The 15,744-nt window shown below is 61.4% G+C and carries 11 protein-coding genes; 8 read left to right on the top strand and 3 right to left on the bottom strand.

Annotation, left to right across the window (positions count from 1 at the left end):
- Positions 1–125 precede the first annotated feature (125 nt).
- Positions 126–1,037, bottom strand: a complete 912-nt coding sequence (locus tag GA0061101_RS07070; RefSeq protein ID WP_037195308.1) for a LysR family transcriptional regulator — start codon at positions 1,035–1,037, stop codon at positions 126–128.
- Between the two features lie 232 nt (positions 1,038–1,269).
- Between GA0061101_RS07070 and GA0061101_RS07065 the strand changes: the two genes are divergently transcribed.
- The 6 genes from GA0061101_RS07065 (at position 1,270) to GA0061101_RS07040 (ending at position 11,749) form a co-directional block, all read left to right on the top strand.
- Positions 1,270–2,082 carry an alpha/beta hydrolase fold domain-containing protein gene (locus GA0061101_RS07065; protein ID WP_037195306.1) on the top strand — a complete coding sequence of 271 codons (813 nt, stop codon included), beginning with the start codon at positions 1,270–1,272 and terminating at the stop codon, positions 2,080–2,082.
- 172 nt (positions 2,083–2,254) lie between these two features.
- A complete protein-coding gene (locus GA0061101_RS07060; protein ID WP_037195304.1) occupies positions 2,255–3,442 on the top strand; it encodes an efflux RND transporter periplasmic adaptor subunit in 1,188 nt (395 codons plus the stop codon).
- 132 nt (positions 3,443–3,574) lie between these two features.
- Positions 3,575–6,772, top strand: a complete 3,198-nt coding sequence (locus GA0061101_RS07055) for an efflux RND transporter permease subunit (RefSeq protein WP_037195302.1) — start codon at positions 3,575–3,577, stop codon at positions 6,770–6,772.
- Positions 6,773–7,036: 264 nt separating this feature from the next.
- A complete protein-coding gene (locus GA0061101_RS07050) occupies positions 7,037–7,990 on the top strand; it encodes an NAD(P)-dependent oxidoreductase (protein ID WP_342587917.1) in 954 nt (317 codons plus the stop codon).
- Between the two features lie 7 nt (positions 7,991–7,997).
- Positions 7,998–9,782: an IlvD/Edd family dehydratase gene (locus GA0061101_RS07045; RefSeq protein ID WP_092573532.1), complete on the top strand. Its 1,785-nt coding sequence runs from the start codon at positions 7,998–8,000 to the stop codon at positions 9,780–9,782.
- A 134-nt stretch (positions 9,783–9,916) separates the two neighbouring features.
- A complete protein-coding gene (locus tag GA0061101_RS07040) occupies positions 9,917–11,749 on the top strand; it encodes a bifunctional diguanylate cyclase/phosphodiesterase (protein WP_037195299.1) in 1,833 nt (610 codons plus the stop codon).
- Here the strand turns inward: GA0061101_RS07040 and GA0061101_RS07035 are convergent.
- Positions 11,712–12,734 (bottom strand): YeiH family protein, encoded by a 1,023-nt coding sequence (locus GA0061101_RS07035; RefSeq protein WP_092573330.1) that lies wholly within the window; start codon positions 12,732–12,734, stop codon positions 11,712–11,714. The genes GA0061101_RS07040 and GA0061101_RS07035 overlap by 38 nt on opposite strands.
- A 115-nt stretch (positions 12,735–12,849) precedes the next feature.
- On the opposite strand from GA0061101_RS07035, the gene GA0061101_RS07030 reads away from it, so the two are divergent.
- Complete coding sequence (locus GA0061101_RS07030) at positions 12,850–13,731, top strand: LysR substrate-binding domain-containing protein (protein WP_037195295.1); 882 nt, start codon at positions 12,850–12,852, stop codon at positions 13,729–13,731.
- 4 nt (positions 13,732–13,735) lie between these two features.
- Here the strand turns inward: GA0061101_RS07030 and GA0061101_RS07025 are convergent, their stop codons facing one another.
- A complete protein-coding gene (locus GA0061101_RS07025; protein WP_037195293.1) occupies positions 13,736–14,545 on the bottom strand; it encodes a DeoR/GlpR family DNA-binding transcription regulator in 810 nt (269 codons plus the stop codon).
- A gap of 314 nt (positions 14,546–14,859) precedes the next feature.
- Between GA0061101_RS07025 and GA0061101_RS07020 the strand changes: the two genes are divergently transcribed.
- Positions 14,860–15,738 (top strand): choline kinase family protein, encoded by an 879-nt coding sequence (locus GA0061101_RS07020; RefSeq protein ID WP_092573329.1) that lies wholly within the window; start codon positions 14,860–14,862, stop codon positions 15,736–15,738.
- Positions 15,739–15,744: the final 6 nt, after the last annotated feature.

Genomic DNA, 15,744 nt, shown 5'->3' with positions numbered 1-15,744 from the left:
CCTTCTCCCCTCAGATAGGCAGAGCAATCGTATATGAGGTGGGATCGTTGCCGCACAACTCTTCTCCCCTCGGGGAGAAGGTGCTTACGGTTGCCTGCTCAAATAGGGGAAGGCAGTTTGCTATCTCAGGCTTCTCCCACCCGCGAGGTGATCAGCAATTTCGCCAGCCAATCGACGAAAACGCGCACCTTGTTGCTCAGGTGCCGGTTGGGCGGATAGACGATGTGCATGGGCAGCGCAGGCCGGGTCCAGCCGGTGAAGATGGGCACCAGATCGCCCTTGGCAAGCGCCTCGCGGGCCATGAAGCTGGGAACCTGTGCGATGCCTAGCCCGGTCAGTGCCGCTTGGATGTAGCTGCGGCTGTCATTCACCGAAAGGATGTAGCGCGGGGTGATTTCCAGCGACTCGTTGCCGTGTTCGAAGATGAAAGGGATAGTACGGCCCGTTTGCGCGCGGAAATAGCTGACCGCATAGTGAGCCGTCTCCAGCTCTTCCGGGCGCTCCGGGATGCCGTGCTTTTCAATATAAAGCGGCGCGGCGCAGGTAACGAAGTGGATCTCGCCGACGCGGCGGGCGATCAGCGACTGGTCGCTCGGCATGCCGGCGCGCAAGGCGCAGTCGACATTCTCGGCCAGATAGTCCACCAGTCGGTCACCGACACCGAGGTCGATATGAATATCGGGATAGCGCTGGTGGAAATCACAGAGCGCCGGCATCACGATCCTCTCGGCGAAGGCGCCGGCCATTTCGACGCGCAGGCGGCCGCTCGGCAGGCTCTGCGAATTGCTGATGCTGCCGTCCAGTTCCTCGATTTCCGAGAGGATTTGAATGGCGCGCTCGTAATAAAGCGCGCCGTCGGTCGTCACCATGACGCGCCGGGTCGTCCGGTTCAGAAGCTTGGCGTGCAGATGCGCCTCAAGCGACTGGATGAGTGTCGTCACCGTCGCTTTCGGCATGGAGAGGGCCGCGGCGGCGCGGGTAAAATTACCCGTTTCCACCACACGCGCGAATGCCCGCATTGCTGACAACTGGTCCATTCCATGATGCCCCTCGACCACAACGAAAAGGGGTCGATTGTTTGTGATTGTGAATAGTCTGATCGAATATAGGCTACTTATTCTCGGAACGGAATAACAATATGTTGTCTGTGTAATTGTTGCAATGCGGCATGGGGGCGCTAAAGACCGCATTATCGGGAACATGGTCACAGGGCATGATAAAAGCCTCTGAAAGTGATCATATTCACTCGAGCAGATAGGATTTGGGTCGATGAGTGCGCCGTGGAAAGATGTTGTGCTGGAAAACGTGCCTACGGGGCCGGTGGCAGCTCGGATCTATAACGGCGAAGGTTTGAAGAAGGCGGCACCTCTCGTGCTCTATTTGCACGGCGGCGCTTTTCTGGACACCAATCACGCAATCGACCGGCCGGTGGCCGTAAGCCTCGCGGAAGCCGGCGCGATCGTGGTTGCCGCGGACTATACCAGCGGCAATCAGAATGCTTTTCCGCAGGTGCTCGAATGCGCCTACGGGATTCTGGCCTATCTCGGCAACAAGCGAAACATGCTTGCGCTGGGTGGAGCGAAAAAATCATTGCTGTTTGTCGCCGGAGAGGAATCGGGTGGCAATGTAGCAGCAGGTGTCGCTTTAAAGGCACGCGATCAGATGCCGGGTTCATTGGATGGACAGGTGTTGATATCGCCTTTGCTCGACCCCTTCATGGGATCGAAATCTTTCCTCCAGGCGGAGGAAAGCGGCATGCGCGAGCGCTGGACGGAGGGTTGGAACCGATACCTGGGTTTCCTGGGCGGTGTCTGCCACCCCTATGCGGCGCCTCGATACTGTTCGCGGCTTTCGGGCCTCGCGCCGGCATTGGTGCTCACGGCCGAGGACGACCCGCTCCGCGACGAGAGCATGGAATACGGCAGCCGGCTGAAAGCGGCTGGCGTCCGTGTTCGCCAGCAAGTCCTTCCCGCCGGGACAGGCTGGCCCACCCTCTACGGCGGGCAGTCGAAGGACAGGCCCTCGTGGCAGCAAGATGTTTGCTGTTGTTTCAAGGGCTTTGTCGAAGAAGTGCAGGCTTGATCGACTACAGCATCCCGATCGCGAGGGAAATCGCGGAATTGGACGGGATGTTGGAGGCAGAAAGCCGGAGTGATCTTCGCGCGGATGCGCAGTGCTTCGGACCCCAGACTGTATTGAGATATTAGGAATTTTCGGTCCCGTTTCCCAAGGCGGTGCCAAAGGAGAGAATAACATGAAGTCCAACGGTAAGCGCTGGGCCCTGTGGGGCGCCGGCATGGGTGTCGCTGCGGCTGTTGCAGGCGCAGCTTTCTATCTTGAGCTGCCACGCGGCGCTCAAGCAACCGAGGCGGCTGGCCCGGCGGCAATGCCGCCCGTCCCCGTCACCGTTGCTGCGGTAGAGCCGCGTGACATCACCTCATGGCAGGAGTTTTCGGGGCGGCTCGAAGCCATTGACCGGGTTGAAGTCCGGCCGCGCGTGGCCGGCGCAATTCAGTCGGTGCAATTCCGCGAAGGTGCCCTGGTCAAGCAGGGCGACCTGCTGGTGACGATCGATCCGGCAACCTACCAGGCGGCCGTCGCCCAGGCTCAGGCCCAGGTCGGAGCGGCAAAGGCCAGGCTTAACCTGACCAAGGTCGAAGTCGACCGTGGTCAAAAGCTCTTCGAGAACAAGACGATCTCGCAGAGCGACATGGATACGCGCGCCAGCAATTACGCCGAAGCGGATGCCAATGTGAAGGCGGCGCAAGCAACCTTGCAGACGGCGCAATTGAACCTCGACTACACGCAGGTTCGCGCTCCGATTTCCGGCCGCGTCGGCAAGATTGCGGTTACCGTCGGCAATCTGGTTGCTGCCGGTTCGTCCTCGCCGGCGCTGACGACGCTTGTTTCGGTCGATCCGGTCTACGCGAGCTTCAATGCGAGCGAACAGACGGTCACCCAGGCGCTGGCCGAACTTCCGGTCACCAATGGCGCGGCGCCACCGGTCGAGCAGATCCCCGTGCAGATCGGTACAGCGAACGACAACGGCACACCGGTCAACGGCAAGCTGCAGCTGATCGACAATGAAGTCGATACTGCAAGCGGCACCATCGCCGTTCGCGCCGTCTTCGACAATCCGGGCGGCCGTCTTATCCCGGGCCAGTTCGTGAGGGTGCGCATGGGCCAGCCAAAGGCCGAGAGCAAGCTCCTCATCAGCGAGCGCGCGATCGGCACCGACCAGGACAAGAAGTTCGTCTTCGTTGTTGGGGCCGATAACAAGGTTGAGTATCGGCCGATCAGTCTCGGCGATACCTCCGACGGCATGCGCATCGTCAATTCCGGCCTGAATGCCGGCGACCGGGTCATTATCAACGGCCTGCAGCGGGTTCGCCCCGGTGCCGTGGTCGATCCGAAGCCGGAAGAGAAGGTCGCCGCGAAGTAATCTGCGCGGCCGGAAGGCGAAATCTTCCGGCCGCTATTCCAATGTTTCGATTTGCAATGCTCGTGGCGCCTCGGTGGGCCGCGGGCACGGGCCTCGTGTCCTCTTGATTCACCCCCTGGAGAGGGTTCTGCCATGAACATCTCAAGATTTTTCGTCGACCGTCCGGTGTTTGCCGGAGTGCTATCGGTCCTCATCCTGGTCGCCGGCCTGATCGGCATGCGGCTGCTGCCGATCTCCGAATATCCGGAGGTCGTGCCGCCCTCGATCGTCGTCACGGCGCAGTATCCGGGCGCTAATCCGAAAGTCATTGCCGAAACAGTGGCGACGCCGCTGGAAGAGCAGATCAACGGCGTCGACGGCATGCTCTACATGAACAGCCAGGCGACCTCGGATGGTCTGTTGACGTTGACGGTCACCTTCAAGCTCGGCACTGATCCGGACAAGGCGCAGCAGCTGGTGCAGAACCGTGTCTCGCAGGCAGAACCGCGATTGCCGCAGAACGTCCGCGACCTCGGCATCACCACGGTGAAGAGCTCGCCTGACCTGATGATGGTGGTCAACCTCATCTCGCCCGACAATCGCTACGACATCACCTATCTGCGCAACTATGCGACGCTGAACATCAAGGATCGTCTGGCCCGCATCGAGGGCGTCGGCCAGGTTCAGGTGTTCGGTTCGGGCGATTACTCGATGCGCGTCTGGGTCGATCCGCAGAAGGCCGCCGAGCGCGGTCTTGCCGCCAGCGATATCGCAAACGCCGTCCGTCAACAGAACGTCCAGGCCGCCGCCGGTATCATCGGCGCGTCCCCCAGCGTTCCCGGTCTCGACGTCCAGCTTTCCGTCAACGCCCAGGGCCGTCTGACGACGCCGGAAGAGTTCGGCAACATCATCGTCAAAAGTGGCGCAAACGGTCAGATCACGCGTCTGCGCGATGTCGCCCGCGTCGAACTCGGCGCGTCGGACTATTCGCTGCGCTCGCTGCTCGACGGCAAGCCGGCGGTCGCCGTTCCCGTCTTCCAGGCCCCGGGATCGAACGCGATCACCATCTCGGACAATGTCATCAAGACCATGAACGAGCTGCAGACGGCGATGCCCGATGGCGTCAAGTATGAGATCGTCTACGATACCACTCAGTTCGTGCGTGCCTCGATCGACAAGGTCGTCCATACCCTGCTCGAAGCCATCGCGCTGGTCGTCGTCGTCGTCATTCTGTTCCTGCAGACCTGGCGTGCCTCGATCATTCCGCTGATCGCCGTTCCTGTCTCGATCATCGGTACTTTTGCGGTGATGTATGTCTTCGGCTTCTCGATCAACGCGCTCAGCCTCTTCGGCCTGGTGCTGGCGATCGGTATCGTCGTGGACGACGCCATCGTGGTCGTGGAGAACGTCGAGCGCAATATCGAGAACGGCCTCAGTCCGCGTGACGCAACCTATCGCGCCATGAAGGAAGTCTCGGGTCCGATCATCGCGATCGCTCTCGTGCTGGTCGCCGTCTTCGTACCGCTTGCGTTCATCTCCGGTCTGTCGGGCCAGTTCTATCGTCAGTTCGCCTTGACGATCGCCATCTCGACGGTGATTTCCGCGTTCAACTCGCTGACCTTGTCTCCGGCTCTGGCGGCTCTTCTCCTGAAGGACCACCACGCGCCGAAGGACATGCTGACGCGGGTGATGGACGTGACATTCGGCTGGTTCTTCCGCGGCTTCAACAGGGTGTTCAACCGTGGTTCGAATGCCTACGGCAAGGGCGTCGGCGGCATCCTGTCGCTGAAGAGCCTGGTCATGGTCATCTATATCGCTCTGATCGGCGCAACCTACTTCCTGTTCCAGACCGTTCCGGGCGGCTTCGTGCCGCAGCAGGACAAGCAGTATCTGATCGGCTTCGCGCAATTGCCTGATGGCGCGACCCTCGACCGGACGGATGACGTCATCCACCGCATGAGCGACATCGCCATGCAGCAGCCGGGCGTCGAGCATGCCATCGCCTTCCCGGGCCTGTCGATCAACGGCTTCACCAACTCGTCCAACGCCGGCATCGTCTTCGTGACCCTGAAGGCGTTCGAGGAGCGCACGACGCCGAATCTGTCGGGCGGTGCCATCGCCATGCAGTTGAACCAGAAGTTCGCCGGCATCCAGGACGCCTTTATCGCCATGTTCCCGCCGCCGCCCGTTCAGGGTCTCGGCACGACGGGCGGCTTCAAGATGCAGATCGAGGATCGCGCCGGCCTCGGCTACCTGGCGCTTGACCAGGCCAACAAGGCATTCCTCGCCAAAGCCTATCAGGCGCCGGAGCTTACCGGCCTGTTCTCGAGCTACCAGATCAACGTGCCGCAGCTTTATGCGGACCTTGATCGCGCCAAGGCCGAGCAGCTCGGCGTCTCGGTGACGGATGTCTTCGATACGCTGCAGATCTACCTGGGTTCGCTCTATGTCAACGACTTCAACGCCTTTGGTCGTACCTACAGTGTGCGTGTGCAGGCAGACGCCCAGTTCCGTGCTCATGCAAGCGACATCGGCCAGTTGAAAGTCCGTTCGGCATCGGGTCAGATGATCCCGCTGTCGGCGCTCTTGAAGGTCGAGGCCAGCACCGGTCCCGAGCGGACGACGCGTTACAACGGCTTCCTCGCCGCCGATATCAACGGCGGTCCGGCTCCGGGCTTTTCGTCCGGTCAGGCACAGGCGGCCGTGGAGCGTATCGCCAACGAAACCTTGCCCAAGGGCATCAGTTTCGAATGGACGGATCTGACCTACCAGCAGATCCTGGCCGGCAGCTCGGGTATCATCATCTTCCCTTTGGCCCTGCTGCTCGTTTACCTCGTGCTGGCTGCCCAGTATGAGAGCGTCACGCTGCCGCTTGCGATCGTCATGATCGTGCCGATGGGCGTGCTGGCTGCCTTGACGGGCGTCTGGTTGACGGGTGGCGACAACAACATCTTCACGCAGATCGGCTTGATGGTGTTGGTGGGCCTCTCGGCGAAGAATGCGATCCTGATCGTGGAATTCGCCCGCGAGCTGGAGTTGGAAGGCCGCAAGCCGGTACAGGCCGCTATCGAGGCCAGCCGCCTGCGTCTGCGCCCGATCCTGATGACCTCCATGGCCTTTATCATGGGCGTCGTCCCGCTCGTTACCTCCACCGGTGCCGGTGCCGAGATGCGTGCGGCCATGGGCGTGGCGGTGTTCGCCGGCATGATCGGCGTGACCTTCTTCGGCATCTTCATGACGCCGGTATTCTACGTGCTGATCCGCAATCTGACGGGCAACCGTCCGCTGAAGCAGCACCATCACAACGACAACGACCATTCGGCCGAGGTGCTTCCGATCGCCGCCGAATAGAGTGGTACTCCGGTGCCGGATACGTTCACGGGCGGGACCGCAAGGTCCCGCCCTTTTTGTTTTTATGCGGCCACTTTTTCACTCCTGCCGCTTCGATCATCTGATTTTTTGAAGAATTTGCCGTATGCGCGCCGATTTCTTTTGCATGCTGGCACCATAGGTTTATCAAGCTCTTGGACGAGTTGATTGACGTGCGTCGGGCAAGAGGAGTTGCTCTTGACGCTCGAGGCTCGAGGAGGATTGCGTGCATGACGTCCTTGCCGAATCGATCGGCATAATCAGTGGCCGCGCGATGGCGGGGCCGGCACAAATTTATGTCGGAGGACGCTTGCCATGAGCGGCAGAAAGATCGCCTTTCTCGGAACGGGTCTGATGGGAGCGCCGATGGCGCGGCGGCTGCTGGCCGCCGGCTTTCCGGTCACCGTCTGGAATCGCGACCGTAGCAAGGCCGATCCCTTGGCGGATGATGGCGCGACCCTGGCCGCCACTGCCGCCGAGGCGGCGCGGGGTGCATCGGTGCTCTTTACCATGCTGACCAATGGCGGCGCCGTCAGCGAAGTCCTGTTCGGCAGCGGGGTGGCCGACGCGCTGGAGCCAGGTGCCGTTGTCATCGACAACAGCTCGATATCGCCGGCGGTCGCGCGTGAACACGCATTCAAGCTTGCCGAACGCGGCATTCGGCATATCGATGCGCCGGTCTCCGGCGGTGTGGCCGGCGCTATGGCCGGAACTTTGGCCATCATGGCCGGTGGCGATGCCGATATCATAGACAGCGTTCGCGATGTGATGGCACCGCTCGGTCGCGTGACTCGCGTCGGGCCGAGCGGCACCGGCCAGCTTGCCAAGCTCGGCAATCAGCAGATCGTCGCGGTGACGATCGGTGCCGTCGCGGAAGCGATGTTGCTGGTCGAAGCCGGTGGTGGATCGCGCGAGGCGTTCCGTGCCGCCATTCGCGGTGGTTTTGCTGAAAGCAGAATCCTGGACCTGCACGGCCAGCGCATGATCGAGCGTAATTTCGAGCCGGGCGGAACGGCCCGCAACCAGCTGAAGGATCTCGATACGGTTCTTGCTGCCGCGCAAAGCCTGTCGCTTCACCTGCCGCTGACTGAAATCGTCAGGACCGAATTTGCCGAATTCGTTGAAAATGGCGGCGGCGAACAGGATCACAGCGGTTTGCTGCAGCATTTGGAAGACAAGAATGCCCGAGGAAAGGCTTGAGGAAAAGATGAGCGATAAGGCTGCATCCAGGCGTCGCCTGCGTTCCCAGGATTGGTTCGACAATCCGGATCACATCGATATGACCGCGCTCTATCTGGAGCGCTTCATGAATTACGGCATCACGCCGGAAGAGCTGCGTTCGGGCAAGCCGATCATCGGCATCGCCCAGAGCGGCAGCGATCTCACGCCCTGCAACCGCCATCATCTCGATCTTGCCAAGCGCGTGCGCGACGGCATTCGCGACGCGGGCGGCATTCCGATCGAATTTCCGACCCATCCGATCTTCGAGAACTGCAAGCGCCCAACGGCCGCGCTCGACCGCAATCTCGCCTATCTCGGCCTCGTCGAGGTGCTCTACGGCTATCCGCTCGACGGGGTTGTGCTGACGACCGGCTGTGACAAGACCACGCCGTCGGCGCTGATGGCGGCCTCCACCGTGAATATTCCGGCGATCGTGCTGTCAGGCGGGCCGATGCTGGATGGCTGGCACGATGGCGAGCTTGCCGGGTCCGGCACGGTGATCTGGCGTTCGCGCCGCAAGCTGGCGGCCGGAGAGATCGACGAAGAGGAATTCATGGAGGCGTCACTCGCCTCTGCTCCTTCGGTGGGTCACTGCAATACGATGGGAACGGCCTCGACCATGAATGCGATGGCCGAGGCGCTCGGCATGTCGCTTACCGGCTGCGCGGCCATTCCCGGCGCCTATCGCGAGCGCGGTCAGATGGCCTATCGCACCGGGCGGCGCGCCGTCGAACTGGTACTTGAGGACATCAAGCCGTCCGACGTGCTGACGCGGCAGGCCTTCCTGAATGCCATCCGGGTCAATTCCGCCATCGGCGGATCGACCAATGCGCAGCCGCATTTGGCCGCGATGGCCAAGCATGCCGGCGTCGAGCTCTATCCCGACGACTGGCAGGTGCATGGTTTCGACATTCCGCTTCTGGCCAATGTGCAGCCTGCGGGTGCCTATCTCGGCGAACGCTTCCACCGTGCCGGCGGCGTACCCGCCGTGATGTGGGAGCTGCTGCAGGCCGGCAAGCTCGATGGCGACTGTCCGACGGTGACCGGCAGGACGATGACAGAGAATCTGAAGGGGCGCGAAGCGACGGATCGAGAGGTTATCCGCCCCTTCGCGGCGCCGTTGAAAGAGCGGGCCGGCTTCCTCGTGCTGAAGGGCAATCTCTTCGATTTCGCCATCATGAAGATGAGCGTCATATCGGAAGACTTCCGCCTTCGTTATCTGCAGGAGCCGGGCCAAGAAGGCGTGTTCGAGGGCAGGGCGGTGGTCTTCGACGGATCCGAGGACTATCACAGGCGCATCAACGACGCCGATCTCGGCATCGACGAGAGAACCATCCTCGTCATCCGCGGTGCCGGGCCGATCGGCTGGCCGGGATCGGCCGAAGTGGTCAACATGCAGCCGCCGGACGCGCTTCTGAAGCGCGGCATCCGTAGCCTGCCCACAATTGGCGATGGGCGTCAGTCGGGCACGGCCGACAGCCCCTCGATCCTCAACGCTTCGCCGGAGAGTGCGGCGGGTGGAGGGCTTGCCTGGTTGCGCACCGGCGATATCATTCGTATCGATTTCAATCACGGGCGCTGCGACATGCTGGTGGACGAAACGGAAATCGAGCGTCGAAAGGGCGATGGCATCCCGGCCGTCCCGCCCGACGCAACGCCATGGCAGCGCATCTATCGCCGCTCCGTGACGCAGCTGTCCGATGGTGCCGTGCTCGAGGGCTCGGCCGATTTCCGCAACATCGCGGCCAATCCGCCGCGGCACAATCATTAGCTAAGGATATCGAGGGAAATCGCAGACTAGGTCACGACACGCGCGCGGGCATTAAAGTTCGTGTAAGGGAGTAGTGCAAATATATCAGTTGCATGTGCGTAATCTCTCAATGTGTCCCAAGGGGGTGAAGCCGGTTGGCAGAGGCGGCGTCAGGGCGAACAGAGGAAGAGTTCCAGGACCTTTTGAGAAGGCTGGAGCTTGCGCTGGAGGCGTCTCAAATCGGTGTCTGGCAGCACAATATCAAGGATGAGGAACTGCTCTGGGATCCCCAGATGCACAAGCTCTACGGGACCGGTCGCCAGGATCGCAAGGTATCGTCCGATGTCTGGCTGAAAGCCCTGCACCCCGAAGACGTTGAAGAGGCGCTTAGCGACTTTCAGGCCGCCCTTGGCGAAAGGGGTTTCTATAACTCGCAGTTTCGCGTCGTCCTGCCGGGCGGAGAGGTGCGGCATCTGCGCTCACGCGCTCATTTCTATGAAGGTCCCGATGGTGCGCCGTCCTTCATCGGTGCGGAATGGGATGTCACCGCCGACGTCCTGCTCAATCGCGAGCTCAGCAGCCAGAAGGCCATCGCCGAAGCGCGCGCGGTGGCGCTCGAGCAAAGCCGCGCGCGTATCGAGCATGCCGCCGATCACGATTATCTGACCGGCCTTCCCAATCGACGCTATTTCGACCGGCGGCTGGCCGAATTGCGCAAGGATAATGCCGGGCAGACATTGGCCGTGCTCCATATCGATCTCGACGGCTTCAAGGAGATCAACGACAAATGGGGCCATGCGGCCGGGGATGCGACCCTGCAGAGCGCGGCCGCGCGTATCTCCGGCGCGATCACCGCCAACGACATTGTGGCCCGTGTCGGCGGCGACGAATTCGTCGCTGTTTTGGCCAATGTCGGCAGTGCCGAAAAGCTGGAAGCCATTGCGGACGATATTCTCTCGCGATTGCGGCGCGAAGTGCGCTTCGGCAATGAAATGCTGCGGATCGGCGCATCCGTTGGCGTGGCCTCAAGCCGGGCTGACCGCGCGGGCAATCTGCTGGCAGAATCCGACGTGGCGCTTTTCCAGGCCAAGAAGCTCGGGCGCAATCGGGTCGAATTCTTCACGCCGCAGCTCCAGTCCGATCTGCACACGGAACGTCAGCTGGCCGACGAGTTGCGGTTGGCGCCTGTGCTGCGTCAGATCGAGCCTTTCTATCAGATCCAGGTGGATGCGCGCAGCCGCCACATCGTTGGGCTGGAGGCGCTGGCACGCTGGCGGCATCCGGAAAAGGGACTGTTGAACCCGGCAGCGTTCCTCAAGGTTGCAGACGAATATGGGCTGACGGCGGAGATCGATGCCGCTGTGTTGAAGCGCGCGCTTGCCGATCGCGCCGCCTGGGTTTCGCAAGGTATCACGCCGCCGCGCATTGCCGTCAACATTTCCGGACGCCGGCTTGCCGACCCCAATTTGATCGAGGGGTTGCAGGCGCTCGAGATACCGCGCCAGGCCATCGCCTTCGAACTGGTGGAAACCATTTTCCTCGACGATCCCGATGACAGGGTGCTGGCCAATATCGATGCGATCAAGGAGATGGGGATCGATATTGAAATCGACGATTTCGGATCGGGTCATGCTTCGCTGATCGGTCTGGTCAAGCTGAAGCCGAAGCGGCTGAAGATCGACCGGCAGCTGGTGACGGCGATAACCGTGTCAGACGAGCAACGCCGGCTCGTCGGCTCGATCGTCGAAATCGCCCGAACATTGAATGTCGAGGTTATCGCCGAGGGTGTCGAGACCGAAGAGCATGCGTGCATTCTGGCAGAGGTCGGCTGCGATGAACTTCAGGGTTACGCCATCGGCTATCCTTCTTCGGAGAGCGATACCGCCGCTTTGCTGAAATCGGCCCGCACATCGGGCAAGAACCGATCCTCGGCTGGTGGCGGTGGGCGGACTACTGGATCTGCAAGGCGACGATCAGAGCGTAGCTGATGGCGCCCAGCATCAGCAGCGACAATGTGGCCGCTACGATCACGCGGCCGCCGGCATGGGCAACCGAGCGGATATTCACCGACAGCCCGAGTGCCGCCATCGCGATAACAGTCAGGATGCCTGAAACCGATTCCATCGGGGCGATCAGCGCGTCCGGAATGAGGCCGAAGGAGCGCAGTGCCATCAGCCCAAGGAAACCGCAGATGAACCACGGAACCAGCGAGTGATGATGGCCGCTGCGTCCTTTCGTGTCTGTCGTTTCGACCTTGGTGAGGATGCCGAGCAGGAAGATGACCGGTCCCAGCATCAGGACACGCACGAGCTTGACGAGTGTGCCGGTCTGGACGGCGAGAAGGCCGACCGGGGCCGTGGCGGCAAGCACCTGGGGTACGGCGTAGACGGTGAGCCCGGCCAATGTGCCATATTGCGGTACGCTCATGCCAAGATGAAAATAGAGAAGCGGCAAGAGGAATACAGCCGCAATGCCGAGTACGGCGGTGAATGCCAGGGCTGCGGCGATTTCCTGCGAGTCCGCCTCGATCACGGGGGCAACGGCGACGATGGCCGAATTGCCACATATCGAGTTGCCGCAGGCGATCAGCGTCGCCAGCTTCGGCGGCAGGCCGAGCAGCCGCCCGATGAGATAGGTGGCCGCGATCGAAAGGACGACGACGATGGCGATGCCGGCAATCAGCCAGACGCCCGCGCCCCGGATCGCCGAAAGGCTGATGGATGCGCCCAGAAGGACGATGGCGATTTCCAGCAGGATCTTGGCGCTGAAATCGATACCTGGCCGCATGGCCGGCTTCAGCGGTTTGATGGTGCAGACGACGATGCCGAGCGCGATGGCAAGCACCAGGCTTTCGATCCACCTGCCACCGAAAATGCCCTCCTCAATGTGCTCGCCGGCATAGGCAAGAAGCGCAACGACGCAAGTGAGTGCAAGGCCGGGAAGTATCTGGTTTGCGCGCTGAGCATGGGACATGTCGTACTGCCGTTCGTTATTCCGATTGAGTGACGGCTGGAAAGTCTCATCTCCCGATGTGGACATCCATCGAATATTATCCTACGTTTCGTTCGATAAATTAGAATGATTTCCCATGACCTTCGAGCAACTCGCCATTTTCGTCGCCGTCGCCGAGCGGGAACATCTGACGCATGCCGCGGAAGCCATTCATCTGACACCCTCGGCTGTCAGTTCGGCGATCAAGAACCTTGAAGCCTATTATGGCGTGGAGCTGTTTCACCGCGTCGGCAGGCGGATCGAGCTCACGGAGACGGGCCGCTCCTTCCTCGGCGAAGCCAAGGCGACGCTGGCCCGCGTGCGCTCGGCCGAACTGATGCTGTCCGAGCTGGGCGGCCTGCAGCGCGGTCAGCTCAGCCTCTATGCCAGTCAGACCATCGCCAGCTACTGGCTGCCGCCGTTGCTGATGCGGTTTCATCGTGACTATCCCGGCATCGAACTGGACCTGACGATCGGCAATACGCGCACCGTCACCGAAGCCGTCATCAATGGCGCGGCCGAGCTCGGTTTCATCGAAGGTGAGGTGGATGCGCCGGCCCTGTCGATGACGATCGTTGCGCAGGATGCGCTGGTCATTGTCGTGCCGCCACACCATCCCTGGGCGGATGGACGGCAGCTGGCCGCGGCCGATCTTGCCAGCGACACATCCTGGGTGATGCGCGAAGAGGGTTCCGGCACCCGATCGGAATTCGAAAACGCGGTTGCCAAGCTTGGCGCTTCGCCGGGTGATCTCAAGGTGGCGCTCGTCCTGCCCTCGAACGAGGCCGTGCTATCAGCCGCCTGCGCGGGACAAAGCGCGGCCGCTATTTCCAGCGCGGCGGCCAGGGCCTATCTCGGGCAGGGTCTGCTGGTTCAGGCCCGCTTCGATATGCCCGTCCGCAGCTTCCGATTGCTGCGTCATAAGGAGCGCCACGCCAGCAAGGCGGCGCTGACGCTGGAAGCCATGTGCAAGGGTTAGCCGCTTACCGCCGCTCCATCCGCTGCCGGTTGGCGATCACCAGTTCGATCTCGTTGCGCTCCAGCATGGCCCGGATGTCCGGCGGCGGCATGTCGTCGGTGACCAGCACGTCATAGGTTGCCGGTTCGTTGAGAACGACCGGCGCGGTGCGGCCGAACTTGGCGCTGTCGGCAACGATGATGCGGTTTTCGGCGCGGCTTGCGGCTTCTCGAGAGTATTCCGCTTCCTCGAGATCGTGCAGCATGAAGCCGGACGTGGCATTGACGGCGCCGACGGACAGCACGGCATGACGCACATTGAAGCGCCGCAGAAAATTGGCCGCTTCCATGCCGAAAGTGCCGCCATCGTGACCACGCAGCTCGCCGCCGGCGAAGAAGACGCGGTTGCCATTGCGGGTGGCGAGCGCATGTGCCACAGACACGGCGTTGGTGACGACGAAGAGGTTCTGGTGCTTTTGCAGCGCAACGGCGATGAAAGCCGTGGTGGAGCCGACATCAAGGAAGAGGGTGTCGCCGTCCTTGATCATCGCCGCGACGGACGCGGCTATCATCCGCTTTGCTTCGGCATTCTCGTTCATCCGCAGGTGCAGCGGCGGCTCGATCATGGCGTCCTTGATATGGACGCCGCCATGCACCTTGGTCACGAGGCCATTGGCCTCCAGACTGCGGATGTTGCGGCGAATGGTTTCTTCCGAGACGCCGAGCCGTTCGGCGAGGAATTGAATGCGGCTGGCGCCGCCGGCCAGCCGCAGCTCCTCCAGGATCTCCCGTTCGCGATGATTGGAATGAAGCGGCGGTTGGGAGGTGCCCGGCATGGTCCTGATCCTATTAGGGGTATGATCCCAAAATGTGCGAGCGGCTTGCGGATCGGGCAGTCATGCGACGCCGGAAAGTGGCGTAAAGACGCAAGCTCGATCCATTTGCCTCGCGTGTGAGTTTTTAAGTCAAATCTCACTTACGGTGAAGCGCTCTGTTGCGATATCCATAGCTCATGCGATGGCGTTCCTTTTCGTCAAACCAACAAAAAGCCAAATATTCGTTTCCTTTTGTGGGATGATGCTTGACAAGCCTCCGTTGGTGAGGAACCCTTCCATTATCGAGGATACACGGTCGCAACGTCGGAGGGGGGATGATCGCAACGGCTGAAGACAAGATACAGTCTCTTGGCATTTGGCACGGGCCGATCGATATCGCCCCGCTCGTCGGCGGCATCACCAATCGCAATTATCTGGTCAGCGACAGCGGCCGGCGCTTCGTCGTCAGGCTTGGCTCCGATATTCCCATTCACCATATCAGCCGCGTCCACGAGGTGGCTGCGAGCCGGGCAGCGCATGCGGCCGGTCTTTCGCCGGCCGTCATCCACCATGAGCCCGGCATATTGGTGCTGGATTATATCGATGCAAAGCCGCTCTCTGCCGACGGTGTCCGCGATCCCGCGATGTTGGCGCGCGTCGTGCGCCTCGTCCGTTCCTGCCATCGCGATGTCGCCGGGCATTTTCGCGGGCCGCCCGCGATCTTCTGGGTCTTTCATGTGGTCAGGGATTATGCGGCCGCACTCGATGCCGGCGGTAGCCGGCACAAGCCGTTGCTGCCGTCCTTTCTCGATATAGCGCAACGGCTCGAACAGGCGGCTGGCCCTTTCGACATCGCCTTCGGCCATAACGACCTGCTGGCCGCGAATTTTCTCGATGATGGCAAGCGGCTTTGGCTGATCGACTGGGACTATGCCGGCTTCAACACGCCGCTCTTCGATCTTGGCGGCCTAGCCTCCAACAACGAATTCTCCGAAGCGCAGGAGAGCGTCATGCTGGAAACCTATTTCGAAGCGCCGATAAATGACGATCTGCGTCGGCGCTACCAGGCGATGAAATGCGCTTCGCTCCTGCGCGAGACGATGTGGAGCATGGTTTCGGAAATCCATTCCGATATCGATTTCGACTATTCTTCCTACACAAACGAAAATCTGCGGCGGTTCGAGAGCGCCTGGCAGAGTTTTCGGAATTCTTGAGGTGAA

It is taken from the genome of Martinezella lusitana, assembly GCF_900094565.1.
In the GTDB taxonomy this organism is placed as follows: domain Bacteria; phylum Pseudomonadota; class Alphaproteobacteria; order Rhizobiales; family Rhizobiaceae; genus Rhizobium; species Rhizobium lusitanum.
Note: the sequence above shows the minus strand (reverse complement) of the source record. Positions and strands in the feature narration are given on the sequence as shown.